Source organism: Novosphingobium sp. IK01, from assembly GCF_033242265.1.
In the GTDB taxonomy this organism is placed as follows: Bacteria; Pseudomonadota; Alphaproteobacteria; order Sphingomonadales; family Sphingomonadaceae; genus Novosphingobium; species Novosphingobium pituita.
In genome coordinates this window covers 3333398-3359584 of the sequence record NZ_BTFW01000001.1, presented here as the reverse complement: position 1 = coordinate 3359584, position 26187 = coordinate 3333398, and the positions used below count along the sequence as shown (strand labels likewise).

At 67.1% G+C, this 26187-nt stretch carries 20 protein-coding genes; 6 read left to right on the top strand and 14 right to left on the bottom strand.

Features of this window, described 5'->3' with window-relative positions; all coding sequences use genetic code 11:
• Nucleotides 1–40 precede the first annotated feature (40 nt).
• The 9 genes from SBI20_RS15595 to SBI20_RS15555 form a co-directional block, all read right to left on the bottom strand.
• Nucleotides 41–781 (bottom strand): 3'(2'),5'-bisphosphate nucleotidase CysQ, encoded by a 741-nt coding sequence (locus tag SBI20_RS15595; protein ID WP_317975880.1) that lies wholly within the window; start codon nt 779–781, stop codon nt 41–43.
• A 24-nt stretch (nt 782–805) separates the two neighbouring features.
• A complete protein-coding gene (gene cysN, locus SBI20_RS15590) occupies nt 806–2743 on the bottom strand; it encodes a sulfate adenylyltransferase subunit CysN (RefSeq protein WP_317975878.1) in 1938 nt (645 codons plus the stop codon).
• Complete coding sequence (gene cysD, locus SBI20_RS15585; protein ID WP_317975877.1) at nt 2743–3669, bottom strand: sulfate adenylyltransferase subunit CysD; 927 nt, start codon at nt 3667–3669, stop codon at nt 2743–2745. Before cysD ends, cysN begins: the two co-directional genes overlap by 1 nt.
• Before the next feature lie 81 nt (nt 3670–3750).
• Nucleotides 3751–5427: a mechanosensitive ion channel family protein gene (locus SBI20_RS15580; protein WP_317975876.1), complete on the bottom strand. Its 1677-nt coding sequence runs from the start codon at nt 5425–5427 to the stop codon at nt 3751–3753.
• A gap of 117 nt (nt 5428–5544) precedes the next feature.
• Nucleotides 5545–7347, bottom strand: coding sequence for a translation elongation factor 4 (gene lepA / locus SBI20_RS15575; protein ID WP_317975875.1), 1803 nt, complete (start codon nt 7345–7347; stop codon nt 5545–5547).
• A 147-nt stretch (nt 7348–7494) separates the two neighbouring features.
• Complete coding sequence (locus tag SBI20_RS15570; protein WP_317975874.1) at nt 7495–10176, bottom strand: EAL domain-containing protein; 2682 nt, start codon at nt 10174–10176, stop codon at nt 7495–7497.
• Between the two features lie 197 nt (nt 10177–10373).
• Nucleotides 10374–11816 carry a globin-coupled sensor protein gene (locus SBI20_RS15565; protein WP_317975873.1) on the bottom strand — a complete coding sequence of 481 codons (1443 nt, stop codon included), beginning with the start codon at nt 11814–11816 and terminating at the stop codon, nt 10374–10376.
• 140 nt (nt 11817–11956) lie between these two features.
• Nucleotides 11957–12670 (bottom strand): histidine utilization repressor, encoded by a 714-nt coding sequence (hutC, locus tag SBI20_RS15560; protein WP_317976160.1) that lies wholly within the window; start codon nt 12668–12670, stop codon nt 11957–11959.
• A 2-nt stretch (nt 12671–12672) separates the two neighbouring features.
• On the bottom strand, nt 12673–14031 hold the full coding sequence (locus SBI20_RS15555) for a formimidoylglutamate deiminase (protein WP_317975872.1): 1359 nt from the start codon (nt 14029–14031) through the stop codon (nt 12673–12675).
• 121 nt (nt 14032–14152) lie between these two features.
• Between SBI20_RS15555 and hutI the strand changes: the two genes are divergently transcribed.
• From hutI to SBI20_RS15530, 5 genes are read left to right on the top strand one after another with little or no spacing between them, the layout of a single operon-like run.
• Complete coding sequence (gene hutI, locus SBI20_RS15550) at nt 14153–15367, top strand: imidazolonepropionase (protein WP_317975871.1); 1215 nt, start codon at nt 14153–14155, stop codon at nt 15365–15367.
• A complete protein-coding gene (gene hutH, locus SBI20_RS15545; RefSeq protein ID WP_317975870.1) occupies nt 15364–16893 on the top strand; it encodes a histidine ammonia-lyase in 1530 nt (509 codons plus the stop codon). The genes hutI and hutH overlap by 4 nt, the downstream gene beginning before the upstream one ends.
• Nucleotides 16890–17702 carry an N-formylglutamate deformylase gene (hutG, locus tag SBI20_RS15540; protein ID WP_317975869.1) on the top strand — a complete coding sequence of 271 codons (813 nt, stop codon included), beginning with the start codon at nt 16890–16892 and terminating at the stop codon, nt 17700–17702. Before hutH ends, hutG begins: the two co-directional genes overlap by 4 nt.
• 4 nt (nt 17703–17706) lie before the next feature.
• Nucleotides 17707–19374, top strand: a complete 1668-nt coding sequence (gene hutU / locus SBI20_RS15535; protein ID WP_317975868.1) for a urocanate hydratase — start codon at nt 17707–17709, stop codon at nt 19372–19374.
• 17 nt (nt 19375–19391) lie between these two features.
• Nucleotides 19392–19925 carry a HutD/Ves family protein gene (locus SBI20_RS15530; RefSeq protein WP_317975867.1) on the top strand — a complete coding sequence of 178 codons (534 nt, stop codon included), beginning with the start codon at nt 19392–19394 and terminating at the stop codon, nt 19923–19925.
• Between the two features lie 62 nt (nt 19926–19987).
• On the opposite strand, the gene dnaN is transcribed toward SBI20_RS15530, so the two are convergent.
• The 5 genes from dnaN to SBI20_RS15505 form a co-directional block, all read right to left on the bottom strand.
• Nucleotides 19988–21106, bottom strand: a complete 1119-nt coding sequence (gene dnaN, locus SBI20_RS15525) for a DNA polymerase III subunit beta (RefSeq protein WP_317975866.1) — start codon at nt 21104–21106, stop codon at nt 19988–19990.
• Between the two features lie 259 nt (nt 21107–21365).
• Nucleotides 21366–21899 (bottom strand): hypothetical protein, encoded by a 534-nt coding sequence (locus tag SBI20_RS15520; protein WP_317975865.1) that lies wholly within the window; start codon nt 21897–21899, stop codon nt 21366–21368.
• Entirely contained in the window at nt 21896–22660 is a 765-nt protein-coding gene (gene fabG / locus SBI20_RS15515) for a 3-oxoacyl-[acyl-carrier-protein] reductase (protein WP_317975864.1), read from the bottom strand. Before fabG ends, SBI20_RS15520 begins: the two co-directional genes overlap by 4 nt.
• A 55-nt stretch (nt 22661–22715) precedes the next feature.
• Nucleotides 22716–23654, bottom strand: a complete 939-nt coding sequence (gene fabD, locus SBI20_RS15510) for an ACP S-malonyltransferase (RefSeq protein ID WP_317975863.1) — start codon at nt 23652–23654, stop codon at nt 22716–22718.
• Between the two features lie 51 nt (nt 23655–23705).
• Entirely contained in the window at nt 23706–24542 is an 837-nt protein-coding gene (locus SBI20_RS15505; protein ID WP_317975862.1) for an LD-carboxypeptidase, read from the bottom strand.
• A 204-nt stretch (nt 24543–24746) separates the two neighbouring features.
• Here SBI20_RS15505 and SBI20_RS15500 point away from each other — a divergent pair, with 204 nt between their 5' ends.
• A complete protein-coding gene (locus tag SBI20_RS15500; RefSeq protein ID WP_317975861.1) occupies nt 24747–26180 on the top strand; it encodes a glutamate ligase domain-containing protein in 1434 nt (477 codons plus the stop codon).
• Nucleotides 26181–26187: the final 7 nt, after the last annotated feature.

Here is a 26187-nt window from a genome sequence, read left to right as displayed (position 1 = left end):
ATGCCCTCGAAAAGATGCCGCAAAAAAATGTTGCAGCGCATCAATTGCCGATTCTGGCAACTTCCTCAAGCACGCGTTGCGCCCATTGCGGGCGGCAGATCAGCAGGTCGGGCAGCCAGGTGTCGGCATTGTTGTAGACCAGCGGCGAACCGTCGATGCGCGAGACATGCAAGCCTGCCCCCGCCGCCACGGCCACGGGCGCGCAATTGTCCCATTCGTACTGGCCGCCCGAATGAAGGTAGATTTCCGCCTCGCCGCGCACGACGGCCATGGCCTTGGCCCCAGCGCTGCCCATCGGCACCAGCTCGCCGCCCAGAACCTGTGCCACGGTGACCGCCTCGCGCGCGGGGCGCGAGCGGCTGACCAGCAGGCGCGGCACGGGGGCCATCGGGGGCAGCGCAGGCGGCGCGGCACTGTCGAGCACAAGGTCGAGCCCCGGCAGCGCCACGGCGCCCAGCGCGGCCTTGCCGCCCACGCTCAGGCCGACATGGACCGCCCAGTCTGCCCGGCCCTCGCCATATTCGCGGGTGCCGTCGAGCGGGTCGATGATCCACACCCGCTCTTTCGAGAGGCGCGCGGGCGTGTCGGCGGTTTCCTCGCTGAGCACGCCATCGTCGGGGCGGTGTTGCGCGAGGGCCTCCATCAGGAAGGCATTGGCCAGCACATCGCCCTGCGCGCCCAAGGCCTTGCCCTCGTGCATGCCCGCCGCGCGCAGATCCATCAGGATGCGCCCGGCTTCCTGCGCGAGGAAGCGCGCGAGTGCCACATCGTCCATGTTCATTCCCCCCCTTTTGATGCGTCCGGGTCAGATCGTCGGCATCCAGGCGCCGATCACGCGCTCGACGATCCGCTCGGCGGCTTCTTCGGGGGTTTCGCGCGTGGTGTCGACCCGGATTTCAGGGTTTTCAGGACGTTCGTAGGGGCTGTCGATGCCGGTGAAGTTCTTCAGTTCCCCGCTGCGGGCCTTCTTGTAGAGGCCCTTCACGTCGCGCTTCTCGGCCTCTGCGAGCGGGGTGTCGATGAAGACCTCGATGAACTCGCCTGCGGGCAGCAGGCCGCGCACCAGTTCGCGTTCGGCGCGGAACGGGCTGATGAAGGCGGTCAGCACGATGAGCCCGGCATCGGTCATCAGCTTGGCCACTTCGCCCACGCGGCGGATGTTCTCGATGCGGTCGGCGTCGGAGAAGCCCAGATCCTTGTTGAGCCCGTGGCGCACATTGTCGCCATCGAGCAGGAACGTATGCTTGCCCAGCGCGTGGAGCTTCTTCTCGACCAGATTGGCGATGGTCGACTTGCCCGAGCCCGAAAGCCCGGTGAACCACAGCACTGCGGGCTGCTGCATCTTGAGCGCGGCATGAGCCGTGCGTGACACGTCGAGCGCCTGCCAGTGGACGTTCTGCGCGCGGCGCAGGCTGTGGCGCAGCATGCCCGCCGCAACGGTCGCATTGGTGATCTTGTCGATCAGGATGAAACCGCCGAGCGTGCGGCTTTCGTCATAGGCCTCGAACACCAGCGGCTTGTCGGTGACAACTTCGGCCACGCCGATGGCGTTCAATTCCAGCGTCTTGGCCGCCAGATGCTCCATCGTGTTGACGTTGACGACATATTCGGGCGCGCGCACGGTCGCCGAAACGGTCTGCGTGGCCAGCTTGAGCCAATAGGCCCGGCCCGGCGTCAGGGCCTCGTCGGCCATCCACACGAGACTCGCCTCGAACTGGTCGGCGGCCTGGGGCGGATTGTCGGCCAGCGCGATCACATCGCCGCGCGAGCAGTCGATTTCGTCGGCAAAAGTCAGCGTGACCGATTGCCCGGCCACGGCCACGTCGAGGTCGCCCTCCAGCGTGACGATCCGCGCAACCGTGCTGGTCTTGCCAGAGGGCAGCACGCGCACGGCGTCGCCCGGACGGATCGAACCCGACGCGATCAGCCCGGCAAAGCCACGGAAATCGAGGTTGGGACGGTTGACCCACTGCACCGGCATGCGGAAGGGCCGCGCCTGATCGCGGGTGGACAGCACATCAACCGTTTCGAGATGCGCGATCAGCGAGGGGCCGGTGTACCACGGCGTGTTGGCCGAGGTGCTGGTCACATTGTCGCCCGCAAAGCCCGAGATCGGCATCGCAGTGAAGCTCTCGATGCCGATGCTGGCGGCAAAGGCGGCGTAATCGGCGACGATCTCGTCGAAACGGGCCTGGCTGTAATCGACCAGATCCATCTTGTTGACCGCCAGCACGATGTTGCGGATGCCCAGCAGGTGGCACAGGTAGGAATGGCGGCGCGTCTGGACGAGCACGCCCTTGCGCGCGTCGATCAGGATCACGGCAAGGTCGGCGGTCGAGGCGCCGGTGACCATGTTGCGCGTGTACTGTTCGTGGCCGGGGCAATCGGCGACGATGAACTTGCGCTTCTCGGTGTTGAAGAAGCGATAGGCCACGTCGATGGTGATGCCCTGCTCGCGCTCGGCGGCCAGGCCATCGACCAGCAGCGCGAAGTCGATCGCCTGGCCCTGCGTGCCCACTTTCTTCGAATCGCTTTCGAGCGCGGCCAGCTGATCTTCAAAGATCATCTTGGAATCATAGAGCAGCCGCCCGATCAGCGTCGACTTGCCGTCGTCCACCGACCCGCAGGTGATGAACCGCAGCATCGTCTTGTGCTGGTGGGTTTCGAGGTAGGCGTCGATGTCTTCGGCAATGAGCGCGTCGGTGACGTAGACCGGCTCGTCCTGAAGGGTGGTCTCGCTCATCAGAAATACCCCTGCTGCTTTTTCACTTCCATGCCCGCACCGCCCGCGTCCTTGTCGATGGCGCGGCCCTGGCGCTCGGACGTGGTGGTGAGCAGGGTTTCCTGGATCACTTCGGGCAAAGTCTGCGCCGTGCTTTCGACAGCCCCGGTCAGCGGATAGCAGCCGAGCGTGCGGAAGCGGATCGAGCGCATCACCGGGGTTTCGCCCGGCTTCAACGGAAAGCGTTCATCGTCGACCATCAGCAACATGCCGTCGCGCTCCACCGTCGGGCGTTCTTCGGCAAAATAGAGCGGCACGATCGGCACGTCGTTCAGATGGATGTACTGCCAGATGTCCAGCTCGGTCCAGTTGGAGATCGGGAAGACGCGGATCGATTCGCCCTTGTTCTTGCGGGCATTGTAGAGGCTCCACAGCTCCGGGCGCTGGTTCTTGGGGTCCCAGCCGTGGCTGGCCGTGCGGAAGCTGAAGATGCGTTCCTTGGCGCGGCTCTTTTCCTCGTCGCGGCGCGCGCCGCCGAAGGCCGCGTCGAAGCCATAGAGATCGAGCGCCTGCTTGAGCCCTTCGGTCTTCCACATGTCGGTGTGGAGGCTGCCATGGTCGAACGGGTTGATCCCGCGCGCCTTGGCTTCCGGGTTCTGGTAGACGAGCAGGTCCATGCCGCTTTCGCGGGCCATGCGGTCGCGCAGATCGTACATCGCCTTGAACTTCCACGTCGTATCGACATGGAGCAGCGGGAACGGCGGGGGCGCGGGATAGAACGCCTTGCGCGCGAGGTGGAGCATGACCGCACTGTCCTTGCCCACCGAATAGAGCATGACCGGGCGTTCGGCCTCGGCCACGACTTCGCGCATGATGTGGATCGCCTCGGCCTCAAGGCGCTGGAGATGGGTCAGCGTGGCGCTCTGCATGGGGGACGGCTTGCTCATGGGGCGCCTTTGGCACAAGGCGCCCCCGCCGGGACAGGGCGATTTGATTAAGCCCCGGAAAGCCAAACTATGGGCTGGCCTTCAGGTCGGAGCCAGAGTCCCGTCCTGCACGACCACCACCGGGCTGGTCGGCTGGGCCAGAGTGATCTGCTCAGCCTCGAAGCGCTCCATAACCGTGAGCAGAACGTCCTGACGCACCTGCATCGCATTGCCGTAATCGGGACCGGCCAGATAGGACCAGACCTCGATGGTCAGCGCACTGTCGCCCATGTTGGTCAGCGTCGCGCGCAGGCCTTCGTGGATGATCCCCTCGTTGCCCAGCAGCGTCTCGCGCACGATCTCCACCGCGCGGCGAACCTTGGCCGCGCTCTGGCCATAAGCAATGCCGATGGTCGGGTTGAACAGGAAGCGGTCGCGCGTGGCGTAGTTCTCGATCTGCCGCGAGGCGAAATCACCATTGGGGATGGTCACCAGCGTGCGGTCGTTGGTGCGGATGCGGGTCGAACGGATGCCGACATCCTCGACCGTGCCCGAAACCGTGCCCACCTTGCAGAAATCGCCCACCTGCACCGGCTGGTCGATGATCACGGTGACGCTGCCCACGAGGTTCTCGACCGTCTTCTGCGCGCCGAGCGCCAGCGCGATACCACCGATACCCAGAGCCGCGATGCCGGTCGTCACGTTGATGCCGAACGTGTCGAGCACGCCAACGGCGGTGAAGGCGAGCAGCAGGATCTTGGCCGCGCGACGCAGCAGCGTGATCACCGAAAGCACCTGACGGCGCTGGCGGCTGCGCATCCGCGCAATGATCACTTCGGCCACCGCGTCGATCAGGCGCAGCGCAAACCACACCAGCGCCACGAGCGCCACAATGCCCGCATAGCGCAGCAGCGTCTGCCGGGCGACAATCGCCACGGGCAGCTTTTCAGCCCAGATGAAGAACAGCATGACCGACAGGAACAGGCTGAGCGGCGAGAGCCCGACCTGGATGAACCGGTAGACCGGATTTTCCTGATGCCGCGCCATGACCTTGCGGGCGATGACCAGAACCAGCGTGGCCGCCAGACGCAGAACCGCATAGCTGGCCGCCGCCAGCCCCAGCAACAGCGCCCAGTCCGCCAGCGGCGCCCCGGCCACCATCCACGCAGTGTGAGCGGCATGGGCGCTCCCCTTGGCCACCGGAATATGGGCAACGGCCAGCGCGGAGAGGGTTTCGGGCGCCACGCGCCAGACCGCGGCGCCCGTTGCCGCAGCAGCGCCCGGTGCGCTGCGCGCGAGCAGGACAGGCACCTGATCACCGTTCACGGTGATCGTGCCCACGTCTTCGCGGTCGAGCGCCAGATCGTCGTTGAGATCGCCCGCCGGATCGCTCGAAAGTGCGCCGAACGACTTGAGCGTACCGCCCCGATCGAGCAGGGCTTGCAGGCGATGGGCCAGCACGGCCGCGCCGCGCGCCAGACGCGGATCATCGAGCCGCACGGCCATGTAGTGGGCCGCCCGGTCGTAATCGCGCTGGCCAAGGGCATCGATCAGGCCCGAGACCGCCGAGCGGGGATTGTCGCGGCCAAACGGGTCGGTCGGGACGGCAGGGGTGGTCGCGGTGGCCGCAGTGGCGGTGACCGTCAGCGCGTTGGAGGCTGCCAGCGCGGCAGGCGCGCCCCCCAGCCCGGTCAACCCAAGCCCCATCAACAGGGCCAGCCAGACGACCAGCACGCCAGCGGCGCGGGTCAGCGAACGAAACGGAGAAACACGAAGCAAGAAGCCTCCTGAAAAAGGGCTGCACGAAGCACGTCTTGCAGCCCTCAACCAGAGGCACGGGGATCAGGTTCCCCGTTTTTTTCCGTCACATCGCTCCAGCCGCGCCCGAACCGGGCCTTATTCCTCGCCCATGCGCAGGGCGGCGATGAAGGCTTCCTGCGGAATCTGGACATTGCCATATTCGCGCATGCGCTTCTTGCCTTCCTTCTGCTTTTCCAGAAGCTTCTTCTTGCGGGTGATGTCGCCGCCATAGCACTTGGCGGTCACGTCCTTGCGCATGGCCGCGATGGTTTCGCGGGCGATCACCTTGGCGCCGATGGCGGCCTGAATCGGGATCTTGAACAGGTGGCGCGGGATCAGGTCCTTCAGGCGCTCGCACAGCGCGCGGCCACGCTGTTCGGCCTGGGAGCGGTGAACGATCATGCTCAGCGCGTCGACCGGCTCGTTGTTGACGAGGATGTTCATCTTCACGAGGTCGCCCTCGCGCAGGCCGATCTGCTCGTAGTCGAAGCTGGCATAGCCACGGCTGATCGACTTCAGGCGATCGTAGAAGTCGAACACCACTTCGTTGAGCGGAAGCTCGTAGTTCACCTGTGCGCGCCCGCCGACATAGGTCAGCCCGGTCTGGATGCCGCGACGGTCCTGACAGAGCTTGAGGATCGAACCGAGATGCTCGTCGGGGGTGTAGATGGTCGCCTTGATCCACGGCTCTTCCATCGTGTCGATCTTGACCACGTCGGGCATGTCGGCCGGGTTGTGGAGTTCGACCGTCGAACCGTCGGTCATCGTCAGGCGATAGACCACCGAAGGGGCGGTGGTGATCAGGTCGAGGTCGTATTCGCGGCTCAGGCGCTCCTGGATGATTTCCAGATGGAGCAGGCCGAGGAAGCCGCAGCGGAACCCGAAGCCGAGCGCGGCGCTGGTTTCCATTTCGAAGCTGAACGAGGCGTCGTTGAGCCGCAGCTTGCCGATCGAATCGCGCAGCTTTTCAAAGTCTGCCGCGTCGGTCGGGAAGAGGCCGCAGAACACCACCGGCTGGACTTCCTTGAAGCCCGGCAGCGGTTCGGTCGCGCCGCCCTTGACGGTGGTGATCGTGTCACCCACGCGGGCCTGCGCCACTTCCTTGATCTGCGCGGTGATGAAGCCGATTTCACCAGGGCCCAGTTCGGCCAGTTGCTCGATCTTGGGGCGCATGCAGCCCACGCGGTCGATCAGGTGCTCGGTGCCGCCGGCCATGAACTTGACCTGCAAGCCCTTCTTGATGACCCCGTCGATCACGCGCACGAGAATGACGACGCCCAGATACGGATCGTACCACGAATCGACCAGCATGGCCTTGAGCGGCGCCTCGCGGTTGCCGCCCGGCGCCGGGATGCGCTCGACCACCGCGTCGAGCACTTCCTCGATGCCGATGCCGGCCTTGGCGCTGGCCAGCACGGCATTGCTGGCGTCGATGCCGATCACTTCCTCGATCTCGGCCTTGACCTTTTCGGGTTCGGCGGCGGGAAGGTCGATCTTGTTGATCACCGGCACGATCTCGTGGTCGTGCTCGATCGACTGGTAGACGTTGGCGAGCGTCTGCGCCTCGACGCCCTGCGCCGCATCGACGACCAGCAGCGCACCCTCGCAGGCCGCGAGGCTGCGGCTCACTTCATAGGCGAAGTCGACGTGGCCGGGGGTGTCCATCAGGTTGAGCTGATAGGTCTTGCCGTCCTTGCCCTTGTAGTCGAGGCGGACGGTCTGGGCCTTGATGGTGATCCCGCGTTCGCGCTCGATGTCCATGTTGTCGAGCACTTGCGCCTGCATCTCGCGCGCGCTCAGGCCGCCGGTGAACTGGATCAGGCGGTCGGCCAGCGTCGACTTGCCGTGGTCGATGTGGGCAATGATGGAGAAATTGCGGATCAGCGCGAGGTCGGTCATGGTGCGCCGTTAGCAGGCCGTCATGCCCCTGTCATCACGCACGATGCGCCAAACAGGGGGCAAAAACGAACAGGGCCGGGCGTTTTTCAACACCCGGCCCTTCTTATCTCCTGCTGCTCATGTGCTGCTGCTCATGTGCTGACCGGCTCAGCCGACCTTGCGCTGCATCGAGCGGTCGGGCAGCGGTGCGGGCGGCCTGATCTGGACCACCGCGATGCGTCCGTCGTCCCCGGCCTTGAGCGGCTCGGTAAACTCGACCCCCATGCGGTCGTCGTTACTCCACTTGCAGGTGCCCGAGACGACATGGCCATCGGCCAACTGGATGCGAAACACCGTTCCCACCGGCACGTTCCACAGCCCCTCGACCAGCGCGCCGGTCAGCGAGAGGTTGCGGATCACCCCGTTGTAGCTGTGCCCGCCATGTTCGAGCACGACCTTGCGCAGCATCGCCTGACGGCTGGCACGCGCCGAACGCGGCCCTTGCGCCACGGCGACCAGCCCGGTGGCCAGACGTTCGGTGGCATTGGCCGCCGAAAGCGGGCGCTCGTAGATATAGCCCTGGACGTGGCTGCATCCCAGCGCGCGCACGAGATCGAGTTCGTCGTGGGTCTCCACGCCTTCGGCGGTGGTTTCCATGCCCAGCGCCTCGGCCAGACTGACGATCGAGGCGATGATCGCGCCATTGCGGCTGCCCGGCTGGGTCGCCCCGCGCACGAAGGACTGGTCGATCTTGATCTTGTCGAAGGGCGCCGAGCGCAGATAGCCAAGGCTCGAATAGCCCGTGCCGAAGTCGTCGAGCGCGAGGCGCACGCCGATGGCCTTGAGCTGCTTGAACATCTGGTCGGTGCCCTCGTCGTTGTTGAGGAACACGCTTTCGGTGATTTCCAGTTCGAGCCGCGAGGCCTCCACTTGCGCATGGGCCAGCGCCGAAGTGACGATCGAGGGCAGCGCCGGATTGGCGAACTGCAAGGGCGAGACGTTGACAGCCACGCGCACGTCTTGCGGCCAGTGGGCCATGTCCTGACAAGCCGTGCGCAGCGCCCATTCGCCGATGGCCGCGATCATGCCGGTATCCTCGGCAATCGGGATGAACCGGGCGGGCGAGATATAGCCGTGCCGCGGGTGCTTCCAGCGCAACAGCGCCTCGAACCCGGTGATCCGCTCGGTCGCGGTGTGGACCACGGGCTGGTAGAACATCTCAAGGCCGCCATGGGCGAGCGCATCGCGCAAGTCGTCTTCAAGCTGGCGGCGTTCCTGCGCGTCGCTGTGCAGGTCGGCGGCATAGAAGTGATAGCGCCCGCGCCCGCCATCCTTGGCCGCATAGAGCGCAAGGTCGGCGTTGCGGATCAGCGCCTCGCTGGTCACCCCGTCTTCGGGCGAGACGGCAATGCCGACCGAAGCCCCGATCATCACCCGGCTGCCTTCGATCGAATAGGGCGCCGAGAGCTGCTCGATCACCTGACCGGCCAGATAGGCGAGCTGCTCGCGCTCGATCTTGCCCGGAATGATCACCTGAAACTCGTCGCCGCCCAGACGGCCGACCCGGCCCACCGTGCCGATCGCGCGTTCGAGGCGCTGCGACACCTGCTTGAGCAGTGCGTCCCCCGCCGGATGGCCGAGCGTGTCGTTGACCTGCTTGAAGCGGTCGAGGTCGAGCAGGAACACCGCGCAGGCGCGATGCTGGATCTGCGGCGCGACAAGGATCTTCTCCAGCGTCTGCGACATGCGCAGCCGGTTGGACAGGCCGGTGAGCGAATCGAACTGGGCCAGCCGCGTGGCATGTTCAGCCGAGCGGCGCTTTTCGGTCAGGTCGGTGCCCGAACCGCGGAAGCCCTGAAAATTGTTGAACGTGTCATAGGTCGGGCGGCCATTGATCTGCCACCAGCGCTCTTCCATGTCGGTAGCCGCGCGCACGGCCAGTTCGGCAAAGCTGGCGCGAGCCGAGAGATGGAAAGCCAGCGTGCGCTCCCCTTCCCCGGCCTGATCGGCCAGGTTGAACAGCTCGAAAAAGGGCCGTCCAATGAGATTTTCGACCGAACGCCCGAGAATCTGGGCCACCGGGCGCGACAGATAGGTGATCTGCCCGCGCCGGTCGGTCTCCCAGAACCAGCCCTGTCCGGTTTCCTCGTAATCGGCGAGAATCTCCTGCGCACGGGTCTGGATGCGGGTCTCGATCTCGGCAGCCTCGCGCTCGCGCTGCTCGATCTCGCGCTGGCGGAAATAGGCCGCCACCGACACCACCACCCCGATCGCGAGCGTGACCATCCCGCCCACGCGGCTGGCCGCACAGGCCACCCCGGCCCAGATCGCCACTTGCGCCACCAGCACCCCGGCCAGTTGCCCGCTCTCGAACACCGTCGCCAGCAGGGAAACCGTGACCAGCAGGGCCAGCCCCTGAAGCCAGGGCAGGCTGCCCATGGTCGCCCAATGGCCGATCGCGGCCCCGAACAGGACCATCGGCATGCCCACGGCCAGAACCATCATGACCATGCGCGGCGCCGTGCCGCGCAGCAATCCGCCACTTTCGACCCGCACCGCCAGAAGCCCGAGCAGCGCGAGCAGCACGCTGGTGGTTCCCAGCGACATCACGGTCCCGTCGGGCATGCCATTGGAAACGCCCAGTCCCGCCAGCCCCAGCGCCATCGGCAAGGCCATCTGCGGCCATTCGCGGGCGATCATGCGCACGCCCTTGCGCAGTGCGGGCGCATGACTGGACGGCATACGCTCGCGCCTGCGCTGCGTACGCCCGTAATCGCGGCGCTCGGCCTGCTGAAGATCAGCGGCGGGCTGCGGATCGGGTTTGGTCTGTTCAGCGGATACGTCTGCCATGTCCGCACGATGGCCCCGGGGGCTTTGAAAAAGCGTTAAGCACACCCCTGCCAAGGCCGGAAATCGGCAGGGCATTAATCCCGAAATGGAGCAAAAACGCCCAGAATCAGCACAGGCAGGTGCCAGCGCATCCCGGTCGGGGCGGTTCTGGCACCTGCCTGTGCGCCCGATCCCGACGGGTGCTCTGCCCTCTCCCCTCAGGCAGCCCGGCGCGGGGCGGCCAGCGCCTTGCGCGGGGCGGAAGACTGCGCTTCGAGACGGAAATGCGACACGAGATTGGCCATGCGGTCGGCCTCTCCGGCCAGACTGCGCGCGGCTGCGGTCGCCTGCTCGACCATCGCCGCGTTCTGCTGGGTCATCAGGTCGAGATCGTGCACGGTCTCGTGAATTTGCTGGATATTGGTGGCCTGGCTTTGCGATCCGGCGGCAATGCCGCTGGCCAGCCCGGCGATCTCGCCCACGCGGTTGACGATTCGCTCGAAGGTCTCGCCGGTCTGGCCCACCAGCGTCACCCCGCGCTCGACCTGCTCGGAGCTTTCACTGATCAGTTTCTTGATGTCGAGCGCGGCATCGGCCGAACGCTGGGCCAGCGCGCGCACTTCGGTGGCAACAACCGCAAAGCCGCGCCCGGCATCCCCGGCGCGCGCGGCCTCGACCCCGGCATTGAGCGCCAGAAGGTTGGTCTGGAAGGCGATCCCGTCGATCACCGCGATGATCTTGCCGATCTCGGAAGCCGAACGGTGAATGTCGTTCATCGCCCTGACCGCATCTTCAAGGACACTGCCGCCCTGTTCGGCGTCGCCATGGGCTTCCTGCACCGCACCATGAAGGTTGGTCGCATCGTTGGCCGTACTTCGCACGGCACTGGCCAGCGTGGTGATCGCCGCCGAAGCTTCCTCAAGGCTGGCCGCCTGCTGTTCGGTGCGGTGGGCCAGATCGTCGGAAGCCTGCCGGATTTCCTGCGCGCCCATGTCGACCGCGCGCGAGGTACTGGCCACTTCGCGCAAGGCATCGCTGACTTTGCCGCGCATCGTCTCCAGGTCGTGTTCGAGCCCGGCATAGGCAGGGGGCAGCCCGCTGACCGGGACGGTGAAATCGCCCTCGGTCATCATCTGCACGGCATGGCCGACATCGCGGATCACCGCCACGCGCTTGGCATCTTCGGCCTCGAAATAGGCCGAGAGCGCCACTTCCATGTCGAGCAGCGCCATTTTCACCAGACTCGCCACGGCCTCTGCCCGCCGCTTGCGCCCCAGACCGATCCCGCCCGACAGGAAACGCACGATCACCTCGTCGAGCACCGAAGCATAGGCCCCGATATACCAGCCCGGCTCCAGACCGATCCGCGCATGGACATCGCCGATGCGCTGCGCACGGCCTACATAATCAGCCCCCGGTGCGCCCGAGAACATCGCGTTCCAGTGTTCGACCTGCTTGTCGCGGGCATGGGTCATGGCCTGACGGGAACTGAAGAAGCGCGCGGTTTCCGGCGTTGCACCAATCCGCTCGTAGAGACGGTCGAGCGCAGGCACCGCAACGGTGTTCATGACTTTGGTAATCTGCGCGAAACGCGCCACATCGTCAGCCGTAATATTGAAGAACGCCAACTTCTTGTCGACGTCCTGCTGGGAGAGTCCCATGATCCGCTGCCCTTTTTCAAAAGTCGGGGCAAGTGTAGGCATCGCCTGGTCAACGGCTTTCGCACTGCGGCATAGGGAGTGCCCCGCAAGGGGCCGGTCATTTTCGGCCAAGACCCAAAGGAACCACGGCCCCGGCGCGCTCAGGCCATCGCGCCCGATGATGCCGGTCCGAAGCGGGCCACCATGTCGTAGGCCTCGCCCGGAAACACCTGCCGCACATAGGTGATCCGCTCGGGCCCGCGCCACGTCCACCGCTCGACACACAGGCACGCCGTCCCTGTCGCCACGCCCAGATATTCGGCCTCCTCGCCCCGCGCGGCCACGGCGGAAATGCGGGTTTCGGCCTCGGTCCAGGGCACGTGCTGCAACAGCCATGTGCCGGGTGCGACCGTGTCGAGATCGGCCTCGACAATATCGGGCACGGCCTGCGCGCTCACCAGGCGGAACTCCACCCCCAGCGGCGCGCCATCGGCCAGATGAAGCCCGTCGACCTGCATCAGCAGGCCCCCGCCCGCCAGCAGACGCTCCTGCTCGTCGGCAACCGCAGGCCGGACCCGGCGGCGCAGCAGGCGAAACGCATAGTCCTGCCCGCGCTCGCGCACTTGCGCGGCGATGTCGGGCACGTCGAGCACCATCGAATGCACGCGCGGGCGTGCCACGAACGTGCCCGCGCGCTTGCGCCGGTCGATCAGGCCCGCCCCGGCCAGCGCGGACAGCGCCTTGTTCACGGTCATGCGCGAGCAGCCATAGTCCTGCATCAGGTCCTGCTCGGTCGGCAGCCGATCACCGGGCGCCAGCGCCCCGCCCAGTATCCGCCCCTCGAAATCAGACCGGATGCGTTCGTGCAGCGGCATGGTCACGCGATCAGTCTCTCCAGCACGCGGGCATAGACCCGGCGCACCCGGTCGCGGGCGCGGTGTTGCCCGCCCTCTACCAGTTTCTCGCCATGGCGCCACACGCAGTCGATGGCCGAACGCCCGCCCGCAAACACGAAGCTGTCGGTGATCGTGTCGCCCTGCCGATGGAGCAGCGCGGGATGATCGAGGTCGAGGCTGACAAGATCGGCGGATTGCCCCACCGCGATGCCGCCCGCTGGCCCGGTGCCCAGTGCCGCGCTGCCGCCAGCCAGCGCCCCGGCGTACAGATCCGCGCCGGTCGAATGCCCGGCCCCGCGCGCCATCACGTTGCGCGCCCGGCGCGACAGCCGCTGGCCATATTCGAGCAGGCGCAGTTCTTCGGCGCAGTCGATCAGCACGTTGGAATCGCTGCCCACGCCAAAGCGCCCGCCCGCATCGAGAAACGGCGCCACCGGGAACAGCCCGTCGCCAAGGTTCGCCTCGGTAATCGGGCACAGCCCCGCCACCGCGCCGCTGCGCGCCAGGCCAAGGGTTTCCGCATCGGTCATGTGGGTCGCATGGACGAGACACCAGGTGCCATCCACCGGTGCATTGTCGAGCAGCCATTCGACCGGACGCGCCCCGCTCCACGCAAGGCAATCGGCCACTTCCTTTTCCTGCTCGGCAATGTGGATGTGCACCGGGCGATGGCGGGCGAGCGGCACGAGCGCGCGCAACTGTTCCGGCGAGACCGCGCGCAGGCTGTGGGGGGCGACCCCGACCACCGCATCGGGCAAGGCGCGCGCATGGGCCTGCGCCCCTTCGAGCAGACGCGCATAGCCATCGAGCGCATTGAGGAAACGCGCCTGCCCCGGTTGCGGCGCCTGCGCGCCAAACCCGGCATAGCTGTACAGCACCGGCAGCAGGGTCATGCCGATCCCGGTCTCGCCCGCCGCGCTGAGAACCGCGCCGCTCATCTCGGCCCGGTCGGCAAAGGGCTGTCCGTCCAGATCGTGGTGCAGGTAGTGGAACTCGCCCACGCGGGTAAACCCGGCCTCGAGCATCTCGACATAGGCCATCGCGGCAATCGCGCGCACGTCGTCGGGCGTCATGCGGTCGACGAAGCGATACATGATCTCGCGCCAGGTCCAGAAACTGTCGCTCGACACGCCCCGCCGCTCGGCCAGACCGGCCATGCCGCGCTGGAACGCGTGGCTGTGCAGGTTGGGCATGCCGGGCAAGGCGCAACGATGGCGCTCGTCCGCGTCACCAAGGGTTGCCCCCACCTCGATCGCGGCCACGCGACCCTGATCCAGCGTCACGCGGACATCACGCGCCCAGCCATGCGCAAGCCAACACTTCTCGAAAAACAACGCCATGGCCAAGACACTCACCCGGTTGACGCAGAAATTTGCGCCTGCCCTCTCTTTTTGTCTATACATTATTTTGGAACGGTGCAATCACCACGCAACACGACACGCACCGGGGATCGCGCCAGGCATGCTCACCGATACGATTTGGAAAAACGCCCGGCTTGCCACGATGAAGGGGGCGGCAACCGGTGCAGGCGACATCGGCGCCGTGGACAACGGCGTGATCGCGGCCAGGGATGGCCGGATCGTCTATGCCGGGCCTGCGGCCGATGCCCCGGCGCTCGACGCGCGGGAGATCGTCGATTGCGCGGGCCGCTGGATCACGCCGGGCCTGATCGATTGCCACACCCACCTGATCCACGGCGGCGACCGCGCCGCCGAGTTCGAGATGCGCCTCGAAGGCGCGTCCTATGAAGAAATCGCCCGGGGCGGCGGCGGCATCGTCTCGACCATGCGCGCCACCCGCGCGGCGAGCGAGGACGATCTTGTCGCCAGCGCCCTGCCCCGCCTCGACGCGCTGATCGCCGAAGGGGCCACGACGGTCGAGGTCAAATCGGGCTATGGCCTCGATGGGACGAGCGAAATCCGCATGTTGCGCGCCGCACGCGCGCTGGGCGCGGCGCGCCCGGTCTCGATCCGCACGACATTTCTGGGCGCCCATGCCCTGCCCCCCGAATTTGCGGGCAATGCCGATGGCTATATCGCGCTGCTGTGCGACGAAGTGCTGCCCCGCGTGGCGCAGCAGGGCCTTGCCGATGCGGTCGATGCCTTTTGCGAGGGCATCGCTTTCAGCCCCGAACAGACCGCCCGGATGTTCGAGGCCGCCGCGCGCCATGGCCTGCCGGTCAAGCTCCATGCCGACCAGCTTTCCAATCTGCACGGCGCGGCGCTGGCGGCCCGTCATGGCGCGCTCTCGGCCGATCACCTCGAACATTGCGACGCGGCGGGTATTGCCGCGATGGCGCGCGCGGGCACCGTGGCGACGCTGCTGCCCGGCGCCTATTACTTCGTGCGCGAAACCCGGCTGCCCCCGGTCGCCGCCCTGCGCGCGGCGGGCGTGCCCATCGCGCTGGCGACCGACTGCAATCCGGGCACGTCGCCGCTGACCTCGCTGCTGCTGACGATGAACATGGGCGCAACACTATTCCGCCTGACCGTGGCCGAGTGCCTGGCCGGGGTGACGGCCCATGCCGCCCGCGCGCTGGGCCTGCTGGCCGACCGGGGCACGCTGGAGGCCGGCAAGCGCTGCGACCTTGCCATCTGGGACATCGAGCGCCCCGCCGAACTGGTTTACCGCATGGGGTTCAATCCGCTCCATGCCCGCATCTGGAGTGGACAATGAATTCGATCCTGCTCGTGCCCGGCGCCGTTTCGCTGGCGCAGTGGCGTGACCTCTATCGCGGGGCGGCAGCGTCCCTCGATCCGGCCTGCGCGCCGCGCGTGGCGGAAAGCGCCGCTGCGGTCGAACGCATTCTGGCCCGGGGCGAGCCGGTCTATGGCATCAACACCGGCTTTGGCAAACTGGCCAGCGTGCGCATCGGCGACGAGGATCTGGCCACGCTCCAGCGCAATATCGTGCTCAGCCACGCCGCCGGAACGGGCGCGCCCTCGCCGGTGCCGGTGATCCGCCTGATGATGGGCCTCAAGCTCGCCAGCCTCGCGCAGGGCGCCTCGGGCGTGCGCCCCGAAACGGTCGCCCTGCTCGAAGCCATGCTGGCGCGCGGGCTGACCCCGGTGGTGCCCGCGCAAGGGTCGGTCGGCGCGAGCGGCGATCTTGCCCCGCTCTCGCACATGGCCGCCACGATGATCGGCGTGGGCGACATCATCGTCGATGGCGTGCGCCTGCCCGCCACACAGGCCCTCGAACAGGCCGGGCTGGCCCCGATCCGGCTTGGCCCCAAGGAGGGCCTTGCCCTGCTCAACGGCACGCAGTTCTCCACCGCCAATGCGCTGGCCGGGCTGTTCGAGGCCGAACTGCTGTTCCGCTCCGCCCTCGTCACCGGCGCGCTCTCGACCGAGGCGGCCAAGGGCTCCGACACGCCGTTCGATCCGCGCATCCATACCTTGCGCCGCCACGCTGGCCAGATCGCGGTGGCCGATGCGCTGCGCGGGCTGATGGCGGGCAGCGCGATCCGCGCCAGCCATCTTGAAGGCGACGCGCGCGTGCAGGACCCTTACTGCCTGCGCTGCCAGCCGCAGGTGATGGGCGCCGCGCTCGATGTCCTGCGTCAGGCCGCCACCACCCTCGAAATCGAGGCCAATGGCGTTTCGGACAACCCGCTGATCTTCCCCGAAACCGATGAAGCGCTCTCGGGCGGGAACTTTCATGCCGAGCCGGTCGCCTTTGCCGCCGACATGATCGCCATGGCCATCTGCGAAATCGGCTCGATTGCCGAGCGCCGCATCGCCATGCTGGTCGACCCGGCGCTGTCGGGCCTGCCCGCGTTCCTCACCCCGCGCCCCGGCCTCAATTCGGGCTTCATGATCCCGCAAGTGACCGCCGCCGCGCTGGTGAGCGAGAACAAGCAGCGCGCCTATCCGGCCAGCGTCGATTCGATCCCCACCTCGGCCAATCAGGAAGATCACGTCTCGATGGCCGCCCATGGCGCGCGCCGCCTGCTCGACATGGCGGAAAATGCCACTGCCGTTCTGGGAATCGAGCTTCTGGCTGCCGCGCAGGGCATCGATTTCCACGCCCCGCTGGCGTCGAGCACCCCGCTCGAAGCCGCACGCGCCACCTTGCGCGCGATTGTCCCGACACTGGAAGACGACCGCCATTTCCACCCCGACATGGAAGCGGCCAATGGCCTGATCCGTTCGGGTGCGCTGCTTGGCGGCACGGGCGCCACCCTGCCGGGCGTGGCATGAACGACTGGCTGACCATCCATCGCGGGGAGGCGCCGCTCGTCGTCGCCTTTCCCCATGTCGGCAGTGGCCTTGCCGATGTGGGCGACACATTCGTTTCGCCCTGGCTCGCCCGCCGCGATGCCGACTGGTGGGTCGATCAGGTCTACGCCTTTGCCGCCGATCTTGGCGCGACACTGGTCGCCACGGGCATTTCGCGCTCGGTCATTGATTGCAACCGCGATCCTTCGGGCGCCTCGCTCTATCCGGGGCAGGCGACGACCGAACTGTGCCCGACCACGACCTTTGATGGCGAGCCGCTCTATGCAGGTGCGGTGCCTGACGAGGCCGAGATCGCCCGCCGCCGTGCGCGCTGGTTCGATCCGTATCACGCAGCGCTCGAAGCCGAAATCGCCCGCCTGCGCGCCCGCCATGGCCGCGTCGTGCTCTATGACGCGCATTCGATCCGCAGCCATGTCCCGCGCCTGTTCGAGGGCGAGTTGCCGCAGTTCAACATCGGCACCAATGGCGGGCAAACTTGCGCGCCCGACCTGCGCGAGGCGATTGCCGAAGTCTGCGCCCAATCGGGCCACAGCCACGTCGTCGATGGCCGGTTCCGCGGGGGGTGGACCACGCGCCACTATGGCCGCCCCGAACGCGGCGTCCACGCGATCCAGATGGAACTGGCGATCCGCGGCTACATGGACGAGCCGGACGAACCCACCCCCGCCAACTGGCCGACCGCCTATGACGGGCCACACGCGGCCCCGCTGATCGCGACCCTGCAAACCATCCTGAAGGCCGCGCTGGCCTTCGCCCACCCGGAGGGCTGAGCCCATGTCCCGTATCGACAATACCCGCGTGATCAAGCCGGCCACCGGCACCGAGCTTTCGGCCAAGTCGTGGCTGACCGAAGCCCCCTTGCGGATGCTGATGAACAACCTCCACCCCGACGTGGCCGAGCGCCCGGAAGAACTGGTGGTCTATGGCGGCATTGGCCGCGCCGCGCGCAACTGGGAATGCTACGACAAGATCGTCGAGACCTTGCGTCGTCTGGAAGACGACCAGACGCTGCTGGTCCAGTCGGGCAAGCCGGTCGGCGTGTTCCGCACCCATGCCGATGCGCCACGCGTGCTGATTGCCAATTCCAACCTCGTGCCCAACTGGGCAAGTTGGGAGCATTTCAACGAACTCGACCGCAAGGGGCTGGCCATGTACGGCCAGATGACGGCGGGCTCGTGGATCTACATCGGCGCGCAGGGCATCGTGCAGGGCACGTATGAGACCTTTGTCGAGATGGGCCGCCAGCACCATGGCGGCGATCTTTCGGGCAAGTGGCTGCTGACCGCCGGGCTGGGCGGCATGGGTGGCGCCCAGCCGCTGGCGGCGGTCATGGCCGGGGCCTCGTGCCTTGCCATCGAATGTCAGGCCAGCCGCATCGAGTTTCGCCTGCGCACCGGCTATCTCGACCGCAGCGCCACGACCATCGAGGAAGCCATGGCCATCCTCGACGAGGCCAAGGCCACCGGCAAGCCGGTCTCGGTCGGCCTGCTGGGCAATGCGGCGGAAGTGCTGCCCGAACTGCACCGGCGCGGCATCCGCCCCGACCTGCTGACCGACCAGACTTCGGCCCACGATCCCTTCAACGGCTACCTGCCCGCCGGGTGGACCGTGGCCGAATGGATGGAAAAGCGCGAGAGCGATCCGGCGGCCGTGGCCAAGGCCGCGCGCGCCTCGATGGCAACCCATGTGCGCGCGATGCTGGCCTTTCAGGCCGATGGCGTGCCCACGACCGACTATGGCAACAATATCCGCCAGATGGCGCTGGAAGAAGGCGTCGAAAACGCCTTCGATTTCCCCGGCTTCGTGCCCGCCTATATCCGCCCGCTGTTCTGCCGGGGGATCGGGCCGTTCCGCTGGGCCGCGCTCTCGGGCGACCCGGAAGACATCTACAAGACCGACCAGAAGGTCAAGGAACTGCTCCCCGACAATGCCGCGCTGCACACCTGGCTCGACATGGCGCGCGAGAAGATCCATTTCCAGGGCCTGCCCGCGCGGATCTGCTGGGTGGGTCTGGGCGACCGCCACCGCCTCGGCCTCGCCTTCAACGAGATGGTCGCCAACGGGGAACTGAAGGCCCCGGTGGTGATCGGGCGCGACCACCTCGACAGCGGCTCGGTCGCCTCGCCCAACCGCGAGACCGAGGCGATGGCCGACGGGTCCGATGCGGTGTCCGACTGGCCGCTGCTCAACGCCCTGCTCAACACCGCGAGCGGCGCGACGTGGGTTTCGCTCCACCATGGCGGCGGCGTGGGCATGGGCTTCTCGCAACATGCGGGCATGGTCATCGTCGCCGATGGCACCCCCGATGCGGCCCGCCGCCTCGAACGCGTGCTGTGGAACGACCCGGCCACCGGCGTCATGCGCCATGCCGATGCGGGCTATCCCATCGCGCTCGATTGCGCGCGCGAAAAGGGGCTGGACCTGCCCGGCATCCTCGGGTGAGCCCGAAAGTGATCCCCATGACCCGGATGCGGGCCATGGCATGGAAAAACGGCGGGGGGACAACGCGCGAGATCGCCGTCTTCCCGCCGGGCGCGGGCATGAACGATTTCATCTGGCGGCTGAGCATGGCCACGGTCGAACAGGCCGGGCCGTTCTCGGCCTTTCCGGGCATCGAGCGCACGCTGGCAGTGCTCGACGGCAGGCTGTCGCTTGTCGGGGAAGGTCTCGCCGCCGAACTCGACGCCGCCTCTGCGCCGCTGTGCTTCGATGCGACCCGGCCCGTGCACGGCACCCCGCTCGGCGGCCCGGTGCGCGATCTCAACGCCATGGTCCGGCGCGGCGCCTGCACGGTGTCGATGGAGCGCCTGACCCACGGGTCTGTGGTAACGGGCGCGCCCGACCGCTTTCTCGTGGCGCTGAAAGACCAGACCTGCGACGGCATCAGGCTCGGCGCCGGAGACTGCGTGGTCGTCACGCAGGATCTGCGCCACGATGGCCCGGCCCTGCTGGTGACGTTCACCCCGAACCCTGCCTGCCCGAACCCTGCCTGAAAGCAAAAGGGCCTCCCCGTCTGCCGGGGAGGCCCTTTGCATTTCCTTTGGCGCAGCGGCGCTTACACGCGCATCGGCATCAGCACATAGAGCGCCGAGGCCTTGTCGTCCTTGCGGATCAGCGTGGGCGCTCCGGCATCGGCCAGATGAAGCTCGACCAGATCGCCGTCGATCTGGCTGAGGATGTCCTTCAGGTAATTGGCGTTGAAGCCGATCTCGAAGCCCTGCGAGGTGTAGTCGGCGGGGAGTTCTTCGGCAGCAGTGCCGTTGTCGGGGCTGGTCACCGAGAGCGTCACTCGGTCGGTTTCGAGCGCCATCTTGACCGCGCGGGTCTTTTCCGTGGCGATCGTCGCCACGCGGTCCACCGCTTCGTAGAAGCTGCGCGGATCGAGGCGCAGCAGCTTGTCGTTGGCAGTCGGGATCACGCGGGTATAGTCGGGGAACGTGCCGTCGATCAGCTTGCTGGTCAGCACGACGCCATGTTCGCCGCCCAGCGTGAAGCGCACCTTGCTGGCCGAAAGGTCGAGCAGGACATTGGTGTCGAGCACTTCTTCGAGCAGCTTGCGCAACTCGCCCACGCACTTGCGCGGCACGATCACGTCAGGCATCCCCTCGGCGCCCTCGGGGCGGGCCAGCGTATAGCGCGCAAGGCGGTGGCCGTCGGTGGCCGCAGCCTTGAGCACGTCGTCGGCGACGTGGAAGAAGATCCCGTTGAGGTAATAGCGGGTTTCCTCGGTCGAGATCGCGAAACGGGTGCGGTCGATCAGTTCGGCCAGCACGCGCGCGGGGATCTCGAAGCTGGTCGGCAGGTCGCCTTCCACGATCACCGGGAAATCATCGCGCGGCAGGGTGGGCAGCTGGAAGCGGCTGCGCCCGGCCTTGACGACCATGCGGTTGTCGGCGGTTTCCAGGCTCACCTGCGAGCCATCGGGCAGCTTGCGCGCGATGTCGAACAGGAGGTGGGCCGAAACGGTGATCGCGCCGGGCGCCTCGACCGTGACGGCAGGCATCGACTCGACAATCTGGAGGTCGAGGTCGGTCGCCATCAGGCGCACCGAATTGTCCGCCGAAGCCTCGATCAGCACGTTCGAGAGGATGGGAATGGTGTTGCGGCGTTCGACAACCGACTGGACATGGGACAGGCAGCGCAGCAGCGTCGCGCGTTCGATGGTCGCCTTCATTCTCGTCTCGATCCCCAGTGTCGATCCCGGCCCCCACGGCAAAACCGGAGGAACCGAAGCTGGACGGGCAGGCGCCGTCCGGGTTTGGTTGCACGACTCCAAGCCACGGAAGAGTGGCCGTTCGCGCGTTTCGGACCATCTTTCTTAGCGCGGCATGGCCTGCCGACAAGGCTCGGCATAAGGGGGAATGGTGAATCTGTGCATAAAATGCACCAAAACTTGCAAATAATACGGGATTGTCCGGCCGTCAGGGGCCCGGTCACTCCAGATCGCGCTGGCCGCTGAACATCATCGCGGTGGCGGTGATCCAGGCGGTGATCAGTTGCCAGCCCCGGCTGGTCACGCTCGCCTGGGCCTTGCCCGCCGCGTCGAGCGCCTCGCCCACGATCCGCAAGTCGCCCTTCGTTACCTCGGCGGCCGGGTTGTTGGTATTGCCCGGGCCAATGTCGAGCGCGCGGTCGATCACCGCGCTGCCGATCCCCTCGGCAGCCAGCCGCGCGTCGAGCGCGTCGCGGCCCATGCGGCCCCACGAATAGGAAAAATAGGCCTCGTGCTGGGGCATGGTCAGCAATTGATCATAGGCACAGGCATCGGTGATCGCCCGCACATCGGCCTGTGTCGCATTCGAGGCGGGCGTACCGGGCGTCAGGAGCGCGTCGGCCACGCGCTCCTCGATGCCCGGCGGCGCGGCCTTGACCGCGCAGGCCATGACCTCGGGCGGGCGCGCCAGAACGGTCGCCGGGGCAAGCAGCCCCGACGCCGCGCCAAGCAGCACCCACCCGGCAGGCCTCATGCAAACATCGCCATGCCGCCGTTCACATGCAGGGTCTGGCCGGTCATGTAACCGGCTTCCTTGCTGGCGAGATAGGCAACCGCCGCGCCGATATCCTGGCCCTCGCCCATGCGGCCCATCGGGATACGGGCGTTGAGCGCCTCCTTCTGGGCGTCGGGCAGCACGTCGGTCATCGCGGTGCGGATGAAGCCGGGGGCCACGCAGTTGACGGTGACATTGCGGCTGGCCAGTTCCTGCGCGAGGCTCTTCGACATGCCGACAAGGCCGGCCTTGGCCGCCGCATAGTTGACCTGACCGGGGTTGCCCGTCGCGCCCACGACGCTGGTGACCGAGATGATGCGGCCAAAGCGGGCCTTCATCATCGGCTTGGTCGCGCTGCGCATCAGGCGGAAGGCCGCTTCGAGGTTCACGCGGATCACCGCGTCCCATTCCTCGTCCTTCATGCGCATGGCGAGGTTGTCGCGGGTGATCCCGGCATTGTTGACGAGAATGTCGATCTTGCCCAGCGCGGCCAGCGCCGAGGGGACGAGCTGCTCGACCTGTTCGGCATTCGACAGGTCGCACGGCAACGCGACATGGTCCTGCCCATAGGCCACGACGAGTTCATCGCGGAAGGCTTCCAGCTTGCCCGGATTCGTGCCCGAAAGGGCAAGGCGGGCACCCTGGCGGGCCAGCGCGTGGCTGATCGCCGAGCCGATGCCACCGGCAGCGCCGGTGACCAGCGCGGTCATGCCGGTCAGGTCGAAAAGACGGTTTTCCATACATTTTGCTCCGAATGAGCGCGGCAGGAGCCCCCGGCCCCGCCGCGCCGGACAATCACAGACCCTTGGCCAGCGCCTCGATGTCGGCCATGGTGATCACGCTGGTGACGGCCAGATCCGCGCCCGCCGAGCGGGTGATCATCGGCGCGAGCACCTTGCCGCCCAGTTCGACGAAGGCTTCGACGCCCGCTTCCTTCATCGCGATCGCGCTTTCGCGCCAGCGCACGCGGCCCGTCACCTGCTCGACCAGCAGCGCCTGGACTTGCGCCGGATCGGTCACCACCGCAGCGGTGACATTGGCGAACAGCGGCACGCGGAAGGCCTGCGGCGGGGTGGCGGCCAGCGCCTGCGCCATGGCATCGGCGGCAGGCTGCATCAGCGGGCAGTGGAACGGCGCGGAAACCGGCAGCAGCACGCCGCGCTTGATCCCGAAGTCCTTGACCATGGCCACCGCGCGCTCGATCGCGCCCTTGTGGCCCGAAAGGACGACCTGACCGGGGTCGTTGTCGTTGGCCACGGTGCAGACTTCACCCTGCGCGGCGGCATCGGCCAGCGCCGTCGCCTTCTCGATGTCGGCGCCCAGCAGCGCGGCCATGGCGCCCTCGCCCACCGGCACGGCAGCCTGCATCGAACGCCCGCGCAGCTTGAGCAGGCGCGCGGTATCGGCCAGCGAGAAAGCCCCGGCGGCGCAAAGCGCGGTATATTCGCCAAGGCTGTGCCCGGCGACGAAATCGGCCTTGTCGGCCAGCGCGATGCCGCCTTCCTTTTCAAGCACGCGCAGCACGGCAATGGCATGGGCCATGATCGCGGGCTGGGCGTTCTCGGTCAGGGTCAGCGCCTCGTCGGGCCCTTGCGTCATGATCTCGAACAGCTTCTGGCCCAGCGCGTCGTCGACTTCCTCGAACACTTCGCGCGCGGCGGGGCTGGCAGCGGCGAGTTCGGCGCCCATGCCCACCTTCTGGCTACCCTGCCCCGGAAAAACGAATGCCCGCATGGTGAAATGACTCCGTAAAAAAGCTGGCGATCTCAAAAAACTCGCGCGGCCCTATTGACCCCGCGCCCGTCCTGCAACCCCGAAGGGGACAATCCGGTTATCGGCATCGTGCCCGATGTCGGCCCGGCCCAGAAAGGCCAGCCCGGTCCTGTCGCACCAGTGGCGTACCATCTGATCGACGCAAAAGCCAAAAGGCCTATCGTTTTCAGGCACCTGACTGACCCTGCCGATCCGCAGTCCGGCAGCCCCCGCCTGTTGCAGGCCCGCCGTCACATGGAACAGCAGCCGGTCGACGGCATAATCGTGCTCACTCACTTCCTCGACCATCACGACATGCCCGGCCAGATCCGGCATGACCGGGGTGCCCATGATCATCGCGAGCGTCATCAGGTTGAAGGCGACCACGGGCCGTGCCTCGCTCACCAGCGAAGGCTCCAGCCCCTGCGGATCACCCGCCAGCCAGTCGAGCACGCGCCGCACCGCCGCCTCGCCCCCGGCCCGGCGCAGATCGACCGGCATCGGCGCATGGACGGGCCGCCCGATCCCGGCGCGATAGAGCGCGGCCAGCAGCACGCCGCCATCCGAATAGCCCAGATAGGTCTTGCCGCACGCCGCCGCTCCCAGCCGCCCCATCGCATCCTGCGCGATCCGCCCCGCGCCATAGCCGCCGCGCGCAAACCATACCGCATCGACCGCCCGATCATTGGCGCATTCGACGAAAGCCGCGAGGCGCAGGGCGTCGCTTCCGGCGAAATGGCCCTCGCTGGCAAAGCACTGGTCGTGGAAGGCGATGGACAGGCCGGGAACTTGCCCAACGAGCGCTTCCACGCGCGCGGCATCGTCGCGGGTAAACGGGGTGGATGGGGCGCAAACGGCGATGTGGATCATGGGGTGTTCGTAGGGGGGCTTGCGTCTGGCGTCCATTCCCCTCCACCACCCGCTATCGCGGGCGGTCCCCCTCCCCATTGCATGGGGAGGATCAGCAAGGCCGGGGTTTGATCCTCCCCATGCAATGGGGAGGTGGCAGGCCGCAGGCCTGACGGAGGGGCCCGTCTTGTCACTGCCGCCCCAATTCCTGTAGGGCCTTGCGCCATGACCACCCAGACTGCCGAGCCGCTCACCGCCCATCCCTGGTTTTTCTGCGGCATCGGCGGATCGGGCATGTTGCCCCTCGCGCTGATCCTCAAGGGGGCGGGCGCGCAAGTTTCGGGGTCCGACCGGGGGCGCGATCAGGGCCGCAGCCCCGAAAAGTTCGCCTGGCTCGAAAGCCTGGGCTTCACCCTGTTCCCGCAGGACGGCAGCGGCTTGGCCGATCCGCGCCAGACACTGGTAGCTTCTGCCGCCGTCGAAGACACCGTGCCCGAAGTGGTCCGCGCCCGCGAACTGGGCTGTGCGCGGCTGTCGCGCGCGCAACTGCTCGCGCGGCTGTTCAACGCCGCCGATTGCGGCGTGGCCGTGGGCGGAACCAGTGGCAAGTCGACCGTGACCGGCATGATCGGCTGGATCCTGACCGCGCTGGAGCGCGATCCCACGATCATGAACGGCGCGGTGATGAAGAATTTTGCGAGTGCAGACGCGCCGTTTGCCTCGGCACGAGTTGGTCAGGGCGGCGTGTTCGTGTCGGAAGTGGACGAGAGCGACGGCTCGATCGCGCTCTACCGCCCGCGCGTGGCCGTGCTCAACAATGTGAGCCTCGATCACAAAAGCCTTGAGGAACTGCGTGTCCTGTTTGGCGATTTCCTCGCCGCTGCACCCGTCGCCGTGCTCAATGCCGACGACGCAGAGAGCCTCGCCCTGCGCCCGCGCGCCCGCGCGGCGATCACCTTCGGCTTTGCGCCCGAGGCGATGATCAGCGCGCTGCCCGAAAGCATCGTGGAAGGGCCGACCAGCCTTGCCGCCACGGTCATCGACCGCCGCGATGGTTCCACCGCCCCCCTCGCCCTCAAGGTGCCGGGCCGCCACAACCTCGCCAATGCGCTGGCCGCCCTTTCCGCCGCCAGTGCGCTGGGGGTTCCGCTGGCGCAGGCCGCCGCCGCGCTGGGCACGTTCGCGGGCCTTGCCCGCCGGTTCGACATCGTGGGCACGAGCGCCTCTGGCGTGACCGTGATCGACGATTTCGGACACAACCCGGAAAAGGTGGCCGCCACGCTCGCCACGCTCAAGGCCCATCCGGGCCGCGTGCTCGCGCTGTTCCAGCCCCATGGCTATGGCCCGCTGCGCCAGATGGGCGCGGAACTGGCCGAAGTCTTCGCCACGCGACTGGGCGCGGAAGACCGCGTGATCCTGACCGATCCGGTCTATTTCGGCGGCACGGTGGACCGCACCCAGGGCTCGGAACGGATCGTCGGCCTGATCAACGACCACGGCGGCCATGCCGAACACATCGGTGACCGCGCCACAGCGGGCGAAAGGCTGCTCGCCCTCGCCCGCTCCGGCACCCGTGCTGATGACCGTATCGTGATCATGGGCGCGCGCGACGACACCCTTTCTGCCTTCGCGCGCGACCTGCTGGCAAGACTGGCCTGAAATTCAG

What these genes read in the sequence shown, in the direction of transcription:
- SBI20_RS15500 (WP_317975861.1), top strand. Translation starts at nt 24,747, where the DNA reads ATGACCACCCAGACTGCCGAGCCGCTCACCGCCCATCCCTGGTTTTTC.
- SBI20_RS15595 (WP_317975880.1), bottom strand. Translation starts at nt 781, where the DNA reads ATGAACATGGACGATGTGGCACTCGCGCGCTTCCTCGCGCAGGAAGCC.
- hutH (WP_317975870.1), top strand. Translation starts at nt 15,364, where the DNA reads ATGAATTCGATCCTGCTCGTGCCCGGCGCCGTTTCGCTGGCGCAGTGG.
- lepA (WP_317975875.1), bottom strand. Translation starts at nt 7,347, where the DNA reads ATGACCGACCTCGCGCTGATCCGCAATTTCTCCATCATTGCCCACATC.
- hutG (WP_317975869.1), top strand. Translation starts at nt 16,890, where the DNA reads ATGAACGACTGGCTGACCATCCATCGCGGGGAGGCGCCGCTCGTCGTC.
- SBI20_RS15555 (WP_317975872.1), bottom strand. Translation starts at nt 14,031, where the DNA reads ATGGCGTTGTTTTTCGAGAAGTGTTGGCTTGCGCATGGCTGGGCGCGT.
- hutU (WP_317975868.1), top strand. Translation starts at nt 17,707, where the DNA reads ATGTCCCGTATCGACAATACCCGCGTGATCAAGCCGGCCACCGGCACC.
- dnaN (WP_317975866.1), bottom strand. Translation starts at nt 21,106, where the DNA reads ATGAAGGCGACCATCGAACGCGCGACGCTGCTGCGCTGCCTGTCCCAT.
- fabD (WP_317975863.1), bottom strand. Translation starts at nt 23,654, where the DNA reads ATGCGGGCATTCGTTTTTCCGGGGCAGGGTAGCCAGAAGGTGGGCATG.
- SBI20_RS15505 (WP_317975862.1), bottom strand. Translation starts at nt 24,542, where the DNA reads ATGATCCACATCGCCGTTTGCGCCCCATCCACCCCGTTTACCCGCGAC.
- SBI20_RS15565 (WP_317975873.1), bottom strand. Translation starts at nt 11,816, where the DNA reads ATGGGACTCTCCCAGCAGGACGTCGACAAGAAGTTGGCGTTCTTCAAT.
- SBI20_RS15530 (WP_317975867.1), top strand. Translation starts at nt 19,392, where the DNA reads ATGACCCGGATGCGGGCCATGGCATGGAAAAACGGCGGGGGGACAACG.
- SBI20_RS15570 (WP_317975874.1), bottom strand. Translation starts at nt 10,176, where the DNA reads ATGGCAGACGTATCCGCTGAACAGACCAAACCCGATCCGCAGCCCGCC.
- cysN (WP_317975878.1), bottom strand. Translation starts at nt 2,743, where the DNA reads ATGAGCGAGACCACCCTTCAGGACGAGCCGGTCTACGTCACCGACGCG.
- fabG (WP_317975864.1), bottom strand. Translation starts at nt 22,660, where the DNA reads ATGGAAAACCGTCTTTTCGACCTGACCGGCATGACCGCGCTGGTCACC.
- cysD (WP_317975877.1), bottom strand. Translation starts at nt 3,669, where the DNA reads ATGAGCAAGCCGTCCCCCATGCAGAGCGCCACGCTGACCCATCTCCAG.
- SBI20_RS15520 (WP_317975865.1), bottom strand. Translation starts at nt 21,899, where the DNA reads ATGAGGCCTGCCGGGTGGGTGCTGCTTGGCGCGGCGTCGGGGCTGCTT.
- hutC (WP_317976160.1), bottom strand. Translation starts at nt 12,670, where the DNA reads ATGCCGCTGCACGAACGCATCCGGTCTGATTTCGAGGGGCGGATACTG.
- hutI (WP_317975871.1), top strand. Translation starts at nt 14,153, where the DNA reads ATGCTCACCGATACGATTTGGAAAAACGCCCGGCTTGCCACGATGAAG.